At 41.9% G+C, this 11,036-nt stretch carries 8 protein-coding genes, 3 pseudogenes and 1 riboswitch; of the genes and pseudogenes, 6 read left to right on the plus strand and 5 right to left on the minus strand.

Annotated elements, in window-relative coordinates; translation table 11 throughout:
- Positions 1–187: 187 nt before the first annotated feature.
- From AB6E85_RS25465 to AB6E85_RS25475, 3 pseudogenes are all read right to left on the minus strand, one after another.
- Positions 188–376 (minus strand): annotated as a pseudogene (locus tag AB6E85_RS25465) (carbohydrate-binding protein); the annotation flags it as partial.
- Between the two features lie 27 nt (positions 377–403).
- A pseudogene (locus AB6E85_RS25470) lies at positions 404–577 on the minus strand (carbohydrate-binding protein); the annotation flags it as partial.
- Positions 569–940, minus strand: a pseudogene (locus AB6E85_RS25475) (Spindolin); the annotation flags it as partial. The pseudogenes AB6E85_RS25470 and AB6E85_RS25475, both read right to left, overlap by 9 nt.
- 63 nt (positions 941–1,003) lie before the next feature.
- Here AB6E85_RS25475 and AB6E85_RS25480 point away from each other — a divergent pair.
- The 3 genes from AB6E85_RS25480 to AB6E85_RS25490 all read left to right on the plus strand — a co-directional run bounded on the left by AB6E85_RS25480 (position 1,004) and on the right by AB6E85_RS25490 (position 4,916).
- Positions 1,004–1,924 (plus strand): IS5 family transposase, encoded by a 921-nt coding sequence (locus tag AB6E85_RS25480; RefSeq protein WP_372144743.1) that lies wholly within the window; start codon positions 1,004–1,006, stop codon positions 1,922–1,924.
- Between the two features lie 97 nt (positions 1,925–2,021).
- Entirely contained in the window at positions 2,022–3,632 is a 1,611-nt protein-coding gene (locus AB6E85_RS25485) for a methyl-accepting chemotaxis protein (RefSeq protein ID WP_372144745.1), read from the plus strand.
- A gap of 133 nt (positions 3,633–3,765) precedes the next feature.
- Positions 3,766–4,916 (plus strand): IS3 family transposase gene (locus AB6E85_RS25490; protein ID WP_141709979.1). Its coding sequence is split into 2 segments (ribosomal slippage): positions 3,766–4,009 and positions 4,009–4,916, totalling 1,152 coding nucleotides; the frame shifts between segments, so codons are not numbered across the junction.
- Positions 4,917–5,264: 348 nt separating this feature from the next.
- Here AB6E85_RS25490 and trmA read toward each other — a convergent pair.
- Complete coding sequence (trmA, locus tag AB6E85_RS25495) at positions 5,265–6,386, minus strand: tRNA (uridine(54)-C5)-methyltransferase TrmA (protein WP_372144747.1); 1,122 nt, start codon at positions 6,384–6,386, stop codon at positions 5,265–5,267.
- Positions 6,387–6,540: 154 nt separating this feature from the next.
- A riboswitch (cobalamin riboswitch) is annotated at positions 6,541–6,746 on the plus strand.
- A 39-nt stretch (positions 6,747–6,785) separates the two neighbouring features.
- Here trmA and btuB point away from each other — a divergent pair.
- The 3 genes from btuB to murI are packed head-to-tail and all read left to right on the plus strand — an operon-like array spanning position 6,786 to position 10,202.
- Positions 6,786–8,621 (plus strand): TonB-dependent vitamin B12 receptor, encoded by a 1,836-nt coding sequence (gene btuB, locus AB6E85_RS25500; protein WP_372144749.1) that lies wholly within the window; start codon positions 6,786–6,788, stop codon positions 8,619–8,621.
- 48 nt (positions 8,622–8,669) lie between these two features.
- Positions 8,670–9,335 carry an ATPase gene (locus AB6E85_RS25505; protein ID WP_372144751.1) on the plus strand — a complete coding sequence of 222 codons (666 nt, stop codon included), beginning with the start codon at positions 8,670–8,672 and terminating at the stop codon, positions 9,333–9,335.
- Positions 9,336–9,395: 60 nt separating this feature from the next.
- Positions 9,396–10,202 (plus strand): glutamate racemase, encoded by an 807-nt coding sequence (murI, locus tag AB6E85_RS25510; RefSeq protein ID WP_372144753.1) that lies wholly within the window; start codon positions 9,396–9,398, stop codon positions 10,200–10,202.
- Here the strand turns inward: murI and AB6E85_RS25515 are convergent.
- On the minus strand, positions 10,165–10,617 hold the full coding sequence (locus AB6E85_RS25515; RefSeq protein ID WP_017061054.1) for an RNA-binding protein: 453 nt from the start codon (positions 10,615–10,617) through the stop codon (positions 10,165–10,167). The genes murI and AB6E85_RS25515 overlap by 38 nt on opposite strands.
- Positions 10,618–11,036 lie beyond the last annotated feature (419 nt).

An 11,036-nucleotide genomic window follows, 5' to 3' on the forward strand; every position in this document is an offset into this window, starting at 1 on the left:
AGAAGCTAACGGCTAGCTACATATGGTGTCGTTGATCTTCAAGCTGATTTGATCAACAACGCCATGTTAAAGCCACCTTGGATACAGGTGGCTCAATCATATCGTTAAGTGTTTAGCTTAAAATAAACATTAAACTCTGTCGAAATCGACCATCAATATGAATTTATTTAAAACTAATTGTAATATTCTATTTTCTCCAAACACCCCATTCTCCAGAAGTCCCAGGTTCTTCGCCTTTTGTCCACCAATATGCGGTCCAAATTTCCCCATCAAAAATAACAGAATCTCCATTGTTATAGATTTTAGATTCTTGCCATTTCATAGATGGTATTTCAGGTTCCGTTGGGGTATCGGGAATAGTAGGAGGTGTTGTTTCATTTTCAATAACACGCCAAACTCCCCATTCACCAGTAGTTCCTGGTTCATCATTTCTCGTCCACCATTTAGCTAACCAAGTCTTATCACCATGCTCTACAATATCACCATCGTTATAAACTTTATTTTGATCCCAATTAGAAGGACTAATTACCGGCGGCTCTGGATCGACAACAGGTGGTACTAGCTCTGAGCCTTTAATTAACGATAGTTGATAAGTAGGGTTAGCAGATTTAGCAAAAACTTTGTTTGCAAATACGTTCTTTGTATCAAACATATAGTGGTCCATTGATTCATGCCAGATACCAACAAACCATTTCCCTTCTTTCTGGTCATTAAACTTTGCAGCTAATACTGCTGGCCAGTTCTGTTGATTTGCCAATGATATATCTAAGCGAACATCAGTAGTCTCTGAACCATGTTTGTTAAAGGTTCGAAATCTAACAGTATCGTCAACATCTACGTTTGGAAATTCAGTCGTTAAAAAATAACCGAGGTCAATTAGATAATTACCTTCAGGTTCATCTGGTGTTGTTTCTTCATCTGGCGGGCTTTGTTGCGTAATTCAATGGAACTAAATCAAGAACCTACGATCTGATCAGCTACGTTCACTCTATCTCGTAGCCCTATGCCTAAACCACGTTACAAAACAACCAACTGGAAGCAATACAACCAATCACTCATTAACCGTGGTTCTTTGACCTTCTGGATTGATGAAGAAGCAATAAGTGGGTGGGCGCAAAGCAAACAGAATAAGCGCGGGAGGCCACGTCGGTTCAGTGATTTAGCTATTACGACAGCACTCATGGTGAAACGAGTTTTTTCTATGCCACTGAGAGCGCTGCAAGGATTTATCGACTCGATATTTAGGTTAGCCCATGTGCCGTTAAGTTGTCCGCATTACACCTGCATCAGTCGTAGAGCCAAGCAAGTTGAGGTTTCATTTAAAACAAAAACTAGAGTAACGATACAGCACTTAGCCATTGATGCAACTGGCCTTAAGGTTTATGGCGAAGGTGAATGGAAAGTCAAAAAACACGGGACGGATGGCAAGCGTAGAGTCTGGCGAAAGCTTCATATTGCCGTCGATACCAACACTCATGAGATCATTGCCGCCGAGCTAAGTTTATCGACGGTTACAGATGGAGAAGTACTCCCGAACTTACTGAAACAAACACGCCGAAGTATCCTTGAGGTGTCTGGTGATGGCGCTTACGACACGAGAGCGTGTCACGCTGCTATTAAGATTAAGGGGGCCATTGCGCTTATTCCCCCAAGAGAAGGAGCAGCCTTCTGGGAGCGTGGTCACCCTCGAAATATTGCCGTGGGTTGTCAGAAGTTATACGGCTCAAATAAGTATTGGAAAGAGCGGTATGGATACCACAAACGTTCACTCTCAGAAACGGCGATGTATCGAGTTAAACAGTTACTAGGAGGACGATTGAGCTTAATAAATTATAATGCACAGGTGGGTGAAACTTACGCGATGATAAAAGCGTGGAACAAGCTTACTGGATTAGGTATGCCTGAAACTTGTCGTATTGACTAAGAAATACGCGAAATGGGGCTGCTCTGTCTCTAAACTGAATTACGCAACAAAGCCTATCATTATTAGTAAATTTCCATACATTATTTTTGAGGATTATATGAAATCAATATCAACAAAGCTTCTTCTAGTTCCACTGCTCTTTTCTATCTTTTTAGTTGTAAGCAACTTAAAAAGCGAAGCTACCTCAAATGAGGTTATGGAGAGTTTTCACTCTGTGTACGAGGACCGAGTCATTCCGTTATCTGATTTGAAAAGTATTTCGGATTTGTATGCGGTAAGCGTGATTGATGCGGCGAATAAATACCATGTGGGAATGATAGAGCAGGCGGCTTTTTATTCTGGTGTTTCTGTTGCGATGAAAGAGGCTCATGAGCTATTCCCTCATTATCTGGCAACGCAGCTAACAAGAGAAGAAGAGGGGTTGGCAAAAGAGCTTCAACTTAAAATAGATAAGGTAGAGCGAGAAGTACCATTAATTCTTGATAAACATAGAAATATGATCATTGATGATTCTGAGGTGATCACGCAGCTTTATCTCCTTGTCGATGATATAGGAGGTGTTCTTGGTGAATTGATCTCATTGCAATTGGACATCGCTAAGGAAGAATTAGCCCATTCTAATTCAGTTTTAGAGTCCAACTCTTCTTTCTCATGGTGGTTGGTTCTTTTCTCTTCTATCGTTGCTTCTGGTTCATCTTATTTCCTAGTGAAAAGAGAATTGAGAAATTTACCATTGATCGTAAATTGGATTAAAGCCCTTGAGAATGGACGTTTATCGGACGTTAAGCTGAAAGAGGGTGGAAATGAGCTCGACACTATTTCAGATTCTTTGTCTCAACTGTCTGCAAAATTGAATGATATCCTGTCACAGGCAGGTGTAAGCATGAATTCAATTAACCAAAAGCAAGAAGAGTCTTTAGCTCTGATAGAGAGATCCCAGAGCAACTCTTTGAATGAATTATCATCGGTAGAGCAAATCGCTACGGCCGCGACTGAGTTATCTTCAACAGCAAGAGACGTTGCAGACAACGCGCAAAGAGCTGAGCAATCAGCGATGGAAGCGAATGACATTATTCAGCTAAGCCATGGAACATTGAAAAACTCAACTGACACGACAGAAGAAATTTCTGAATCAATATCAGAAACTCAAACGGTCGTGAATTTACTTAGAGAACACTCGGAGCGTATCAGCAGTGTTGTTGAGGTGATCAAGAATATCTCTGAGCAAACTAACTTGTTAGCGCTTAATGCCGCGATTGAAGCGGCTAGAGCCGGTGAACAAGGAAGAGGATTTGCTGTTGTTGCTGATGAAGTAAGAGCCTTGGCAGGGAAAACGCAGCAGTCGACTATCGATATTCAAGAAATCATTGCGCAGTTACAAGACCAATCTAAGCAAGCGGATGAATCTATGGTGAAAAACGTTGAACTGATGCGCTTAACAAAGTCTACCACTGATGAGCTTGCTCAATCTTTTCATTCGATATCAGAAAAGGTTTTAAGTATTTCAGAAGTGAATGCCATTGTTGCGACGGCATCAGAAGAGCAAAGTGCCGTTACGACAGATATATCGACACAGCTTGAAAATATGAACGTACTGGTTCAACAAAATATTGAAGGCATTGATCAATCAGCTCAAGCAAACCAAAGCGTTGTTGAAGTGACGAAAGAACTCAACTCAGAACTAAGCTATTTTAAGCTAGATAAATAACCAGTCGATGCTAGTGTGCTTTTTCTTTAGATGTGAAGCATAGTTGATTTAGACCATGACAAGATAGCCGCTGATCCGCACCAGCAGTTTTGGACACTGAGTTAAGTGAGTACAATCACTAATGAGGTGAACCGTGACAAGTAAGAAGAAGCGTATTATCCATTCTCCTGAATTTAAAGCAGAAACCCTGAAGCTGGCAGATAAAGTGGGAGTCGCTGCAGCCGCAAGACAGCTCTCGTTACATGAATCTCAGATCTACGGTTGGCGAAAAGCCACAAAGAAGAATTCTAATATTAGCCAACGAGAACAAGAATTGGCCGTCGAAGTCGCTAAGCTAAAGAGGCAGTTGGCAGAGCAAGCAGAAGAGCTAGAAATCGTAAAAAAGGCCGCCACCTACTTCGCGAAAAATCTAAAGTAAATTGCTATGAATTTATGCTCGAACACCTGCTGAGTTTTAGTGTTACACGCATGGCTAAGGTGTTCAGAGTTTCTCGAAGTGGGTTTTATTATTGGGTTGAGAATCGTCACAAGGCGATTCAACGCGAGGCAGCTCGCCAAAAGCTTGATACCAAGGTCAAAGAAGCCTTTGACGTTAGCAAAGAACGAGATGGCTCAAGACGTATTCAAAAGGAATTGGCTGAGAGCGGTGACAACCATAATGTTAAGACCATTGCTGCCAGTATGAAACGTCAGGATTTAGTAGCGAAAGCAGCACGCAAGTTTAAGTGTACAACGGACAGTAAGCATAAAATGCCCGTTGCTCCAAACTTGCTCGCTCAAGATTTTAACGCAACAGCTCCGAATCAAAAATGGGCAGGAGACATCACCTATGTTGCCACAAGCGAAGGCTGGCTGTACTTAGCTGTCATTATTGACCTCTATTCAAGACAAGTTATTGGTTGGTCTATGGATACGAGAATGACGGCCTCACTGGTCTGTGATGCCTTATCAATGGCTTTATTTCGCCGAGGTTTCCCTGAGCAGGTTATTACTCATAGCGATCGAGGTAGTCAGTACTGTTCGAAAGACTATCGAGACCTAATAAGCACTTATAATCTAAGGCAAAGTATGAGTAGGAAAGGAAATTGCTGGGATAATGCTTGTGTTGAGAGCTTCTTCCATTCTATGAAAGTTGAAGCAATCCAATACGAACCGATCATGACGAGAGAGCAGATGCGTCAAACGATCTTCGAGTACATCGAGGTTGATTATAATCGAACGAGAAGGCACAGTGCTCTTGGGTACCTAAGCCCAATGAACTTTGAAAAGCAAAATGTCGCTTAGTTAAGTGTCCAGTCTGACTGGAGCAGATCAGTTTGATAGCAAGAGACGAAGCTCTACACGCTAGGCTTTAAGGTGAGTAGATTGTATGAGTTGCTTGGGCATCTGGTGTCGGATGAAAGCGTACAATTGAAATTAATTGAATAATCGAGGTGGGCATAATGAACTCCTATACTGGTGGATACATAGAAGTGATATGTGTTTGAAATATATTAGATTAGAAGTAAATACGATCAATTGATAATGAAAATCATTAGTATTAATGGTTTTTGGTTGGGATACTAAATTGCACCATCATAGCTAGTGCCGTACCCCAAGCCGTACCCATAGTTGATATTCAGGTGGTTGGATTTATGTAACTATTTGTTTTTTAAGTTCTAATAGTACACCCGCTTCCATGTGGTGCGTGTAAGGGAACTGGTCAAATAGAGCAAAGCGAGTGATATCGTGCGTTTCGCTTAGAATCTCTAGGTTCTCTTTCAATGTTTCAGGGTTACAAGAGATGTACATGATGCGCTCGTAGCCTTGAACCATCTTACAAGTGTCAACATCCATACCTGAACGCGGTGGATCAACAAAGATAGTGTTGCAGTTGTAGCTCTTAAGATCGATGCCCGCTTGCTGTAGACGACGGAACTCACGCTTGCCTTCCATTGCTACGGTAAAATCTTCTGCAGACATGCGGATGATCTGAACATTTTCAATGTTGTTCGCCGCGATGTTGTATTGCGCAGATTCTACTGACGGCTTCGCCAGTTCTGTTGCCAGTACACGCTCAAAGTTTTGTGCCAGTGCTAATGAGAAGTTACCGTTACCACAGTAAAGCTCAAGCAAGTCGCCTTTGCTGTCTTGAGTACAGTCGACAGCCCATTCCAACATTTTCTCTGCTACTTTGCCGTTTGGTTGAGTAAAGCTGTTCTCTACTTGCTGGTAGATGTAGCTATCACCATTCACGTCTAGCTTTTCAATGACGTAGTCGCGGTCCAGTACGATTTTCATCTTACGCGCACGACCAATCAGGTTTAGGTTAAAACCTTCATCGTTCAATTGCTGCTTCAGTGCTTTAGCATCTTGAATCCACTGTTCACCTAATTGACGGTGGTAAAGCAGTGACACCAAAATCTCGCCGCTTAATGTAGAAAGGAAATCTACTTGGAATAGCTTGTGGCGCAGAGAGTGGTTGTCCTTCATTGCATCTGTTAATAGAGGCATTAGGTCATTGATAAGACGGCTAGCTGCAGGGAACTGGTCTACGCGGTATTTTTCTTTAGTCTCTTGATTGAACATGACGTAATACATATCGTCACCTTCATGCCACACGCGGAACTCAGCACGCATGCGGTAGTGTTGTTCTGGAGATTCATACACTTCCAGTTCAGGCACATCATATTCTGAGAACATTTCTGTAAGACGCTCTGTCTTTTCTGCCAGTTGTTCTTGGTAGCGTTGCGGGTTTACATCTAAATTCGCCATTGTTATGCCTTTTGCTGTCGTGCTTTTAAATCAAGAGCGCAGATTTTATTCAATCACAGGCGCTTGTCCAGTGTTGAGAGCCATTCAATGTAAATCGACCATGAAAACTATAGCTTATAACAATCTTAGACTAGACAAATGATTCAGAGGTCAATACTATCTTCGGCAAGCTGGTGCCATTTAGATGTATAGATGGCTGAAGAGGGAATCTGGTGTAAATCCAGAACTGACGCGCAGCGGTAAAAGAGAACGAGTATTCATAAGACACTGCAAATAGCTTTTTGTGGGAAGTCGAATATTAGGTAACCATAAGGGTTGTGCTCTTGAGTCCGAATACCTGCCAGCGGCCAAACCATAAGATGTGGTTTGGTAGGACTTTACGCGATTTAGGATCACAACATGAACAAATCCCTTTTAGCGGTTGCTGTAGCATCGCTGCTTTCACCTATCTCCAATTTACACGCCCAAGAAGCATCTGCCGACGAAACCATGGTGGTGACGGCTAACCGTTTTGAGCAGTCTGCCACGGCGACATTAACTGATGTTGAAGTTGTTACTCGCCAAGATTTTCAAAGAACACAAGCTAAAACAATCCCAGATGTGCTGAGAAGATTAACAGGGATCCAGATTACTCAAAATGGTGGTAGAGGACAGCTCGCTTCTATATTTGTTCGTGGAACAAGTTCCGATCAAGTCCTCGTTTTAGTTGATGGTGTTCGTTTTGCTCGTGCAGCAAAAGGTGCAGTAGACTTCAACCAGATCCCATTGAGTTATGTTCAGAGGATCGAGTATGTGCGAGGAGCTCGGGCTTCTTTATACGGTTCTGAAGCAATTGGTGGTGTGATCAACATTATTACGATTGCTCGTGCGACGGATGAGTCAACAACATTGAGTGCTGGTTTGGGTAGCTTAGATTATCAAGAACTTAGTCTAGCATCCGGTGTTGCGACTTCTGAAAATGGTCAGCTAAACCTTGCTATTAGTCATGAAAGCGATGAAGGCTACAACGTTAAGCCCGTACCTGGCTTAAATGACGGCGACCGCCATGGCTTCGAAACGTTGAATGGTTTGATTGGTTATACCCATAAGTTGAATGAACAATTCAGTGTATTTGGTAATGTTCGTGCCTATGAGAATATTTATCAGTATGACAATACATATAGTACACGTAGTTACATGGAGTCTGAAAAAGACGACTTATCAGTGTCTATTGGTGGTACTTATCAAGGCAGTCAATTACGCTCTGAGATGCAAGCTACAGTACAAAGCCAAGATTCTTGGAACTATCAATTTGGTGAAAGCAAAACCTCTGGAACTCAAGATGAATTAGAACAAAGCAATGTTCAGTGGATTAATAGCTATAAATTAAACAAGAATGTTGTGTTAGCTGGTGGCGTTGATTGGCGTGATGAGTCATATGTAGATAAGAATGCGAATAAAACATTCGACCGTTCTAACTTGGCTGTATTCGGCCTATCTTCGGTCACTGTTGATTCTGCAACTTTCGAAGCAAGTGCAAGAGTCGATGACAATGAAGAATTTGGTACAGAAACGACATATAACGTTGGCGTTGGTTATCAATTTATTCCAGAATTTGGAATGAAAGCTTCATATGGTACAGCTTTTAAAGCTCCAAACCTTTACCAACAGTATGATCCGTTATACGGAACTCAAGATCTTAAACCAGAGGAGTCTGACGCGATTGAGGTGGGCTTTTATGGTCTAGTGAAAGACGTATATTGGACATTAACTGGATACGATTACAAAATCACCAATCTAATCGATTACCACCCAACAACATATAAATACATTAACGTTGATGGTGAGACGCATATTCAGGGTGTAGAGCTGACTGCCGAGTTTGACACGGGCATTGTTCAACACCAGTTGAGTGCTGATTATAAAGATGCAGAAGGTGATGATGGTAAGCAGCTGCAACGCCGAGCAAAAGAACTGTATAAGTGGAATGCATTGGTGGCATTTGACGTTGTCGACTGGTCTATAAGCTATCAATATGTAGGTAAGCGCCCTGATGTTGATTACGGTACATGGCCATATAGTGATGTCACTCTCCCATCTTATTCATTGGTAGACACTGCTGTTAGCTATTACGCTAATGAGAACACGACGATCAGTGCTCGTGTTGATAACTTACTTGATGAAGATTACGAAACGGCTTTAGGATATCCAGCCGCAGAGCGAGCTTACTACTTGAACGTAGCTTACCAATTCTAATTATCACCTAAACCGCCTTCGGGCGGTTTTTTCTTATTGGGTATATCAATGAAAAAGAAAGTCGTCATAAGTTGGTCATCAGGCAAAGACTCGACATTAACCCTAGAACGTCTACTTGAAAGCACTGAGTATGAAGTTGTTGCTCTCTATACTACCTATGTTGGAGATGAGGTTCCTTTCCAAGTCACTCCAATTGAGGTTGTCAGAATGCAGGCAACATTGATCGGCTTGCCTCTAATAACGATTGAGCTGCCGGAAGTTTTCCCAAGTAACGAGATCTATCAAAGTACGATTGTTACGGCGCTTAAAGGATCGGGTTTATCTATTGATGCCGTGGCATTCGGCGATATGTTTTGCAATGGTATTGCTGATTACCGAAGAAGTTATATAGAACCTGCGGGTTGGGAATGTGTATTTCCTTTAATGGGAGAGAGTAGCCAAGCACTGGCTCAAGAAATCATAGACAGAGGAATCGAAACCTTTCTCGTCACAGTCGATAGCGATGCATTAGACATGATCTATTGCGGGAAAGAATACACGCCTGAGCTAATTGACAGTTTGCCAAGTCACGTCGACCCATGTGGTGAAGATGGTGAGTTTCATACCTTAGTCACGTCAGCGCCATGCTTTAAAGGAAAGCTTAAGATAGAGCTAGAAAATGCAGAGCAGGGTGAGCGCTTTGTGCATCAACGCTATAGAGCTTGCATTATATAGAGTGATGATTGGCGAAAACTAAGTGAAGGGGTATCATTGCTGCGGAACTTCTTACAGGTAATGGTTGTGTCGGAAAGCATACAAAAAAACATATTGGTCTTTGATTCTGGTGTTGGCGGTCTCTCTGTATATAAAGAGATAAGCCAGTTACTACCCAATCACAACTATATCTATGTATTCGATAACGAGGCTTACCCATATGGTGAGCTCGATCAGCAAGTCCTCATTCAGCGAGTCCAAAATATCGTGGCCAGTTTTGTGGCTAGTCATGCTATTGATATCGTGGTGATAGCTTGTAATACGGCCAGTACGATAGTCCTGCCTACACTTCGCGCTAATAACCTTATCCCTATTGTCGGTGTTGTCCCAGCAATCAAACCTGCCTCGTTACTGGCAAATAAAGCGGTTGGCCTTATTGCGACTCCCGCGACGATTACTCGTGAATACACACACGAGCTCATCAAAAATTTCTCGAGTAATAAAAGAGTAGAGCTGTTGGGTTCTACTCGGCTGGTAGATATGGCCGAAAATAAACTCAGAGGTGAGGAGATTAGCCTTGAAGAGTTACAGCAAATCCTTCAACCGATGATCAACACAATTGATGTAGCCGTATTAGGGTGTACGCATTTCCCACTGATCAAATCAGAGATTCAACAAGTACTAGGTGAAAGTGTAGTGCTGATAGATTCTGGTAAAGCGATAGCTAAACGGGTTCAAGATTTGTTGGGTTTGGAAAGCATCAATAAAGAAGAGGGAGTGCGTGAGGTTTTTTGTAGTGCACTTCCTAAAAAAGAAAGTGCACTAAATAGTATGTTAAAGCAGTTAGGGTTTAGCTCAGTTCAGATTCGTCCGCTTCAGGATGTTTAGGATCATTTGCAACACGTACTTTTAAAGTGCGTTGCATGTAATCTTTATCGTTAAGTGCAGAGATTGCATGATTCACATCATTACTTGCCATAACAACAAATCCAAAGCCTCTTCTTTTACCAGTACGTTTGTCTTTCATTAAACGTACTGCAAATACTTCACCATGCTCTGAGAATAATTCACGTACATGTGATTCGTTCGCTTTGTATGGAAGGTTACCCACATAAAGTGTTTTGGTTGAAGCCTTAGGTTCTGAATCTGATTTTGAGTCGGTGCTTGAAAAGTTAACAACAAAAGCGGAAGCCAAGACACCAAGGATAAAGGTAATTGCAGGCGATATATCTACCTGAGAGAAAACAATGCCGCCTAATACAGCCAGTGCGACAATTAACAACATCGATTTTTTTGAGTTCATATCGGAATACTACATATTAATAAACGAAATAGACGCATCTACCATTAACAAAATAGACACATGAATCTTACGTTCATGGCTTCCATTTTTCCAATGTATTGCTGTGATACGTCTCAAATGTTTAGTTTTTATTCGAAAAATGCGGATCTGGTGGCTTTTTAGGCGAACAAAACTTTTATTTCAAAAAGCCCTTGTGCTCCATCTCAATCTCTCTATAATGCCGCCTCACCGACACGGAGTGAGACGAAAGTCACACAGCGAAATCGGTAGAGAAAAAGAGTTTGAAAATAACCCTTGACTCTCAAAGTGGTGCAGGTATAGTACGCACCCCTAGCGACTGAGATGTGAATCACAAAACGCTAGCGCTCTTTAACAATTTAAACCTATCAATCTGTGTGGGCACTCGTTGATGAATATCA

It is taken from the genome of Vibrio sp. 10N.247.311.51 (assembly GCF_041467855.1).
GTDB lineage: Bacteria > Pseudomonadota > Gammaproteobacteria > Enterobacterales > Vibrionaceae > Vibrio > Vibrio coralliirubri.

Excerpts from the sequence above, each read along its gene's own strand:
- AB6E85_RS25480 (WP_372144743.1), top strand. The coding sequence starts at position 1,004 with ATGCCTAAACCACGTTACAAAACAACCAACTGGAAGCAATACAACCAA.
- AB6E85_RS25485 (WP_372144745.1), top strand. The coding sequence starts at position 2,022 with ATGAAATCAATATCAACAAAGCTTCTTCTAGTTCCACTGCTCTTTTCT.
- trmA (WP_372144747.1), bottom strand. The coding sequence starts at position 6,386 with ATGGCGAATTTAGATGTAAACCCGCAACGCTACCAAGAACAACTGGCA.
- btuB (WP_372144749.1), top strand. The coding sequence starts at position 6,786 with ATGAACAAATCCCTTTTAGCGGTTGCTGTAGCATCGCTGCTTTCACCT.
- AB6E85_RS25505 (WP_372144751.1), top strand. The coding sequence starts at position 8,670 with ATGAAAAAGAAAGTCGTCATAAGTTGGTCATCAGGCAAAGACTCGACA.
- murI (WP_372144753.1), top strand. The coding sequence starts at position 9,396 with ATGGTTGTGTCGGAAAGCATACAAAAAAACATATTGGTCTTTGATTCT.
- AB6E85_RS25515 (WP_017061054.1), bottom strand. The coding sequence starts at position 10,617 with ATGAACTCAAAAAAATCGATGTTGTTAATTGTCGCACTGGCTGTATTA.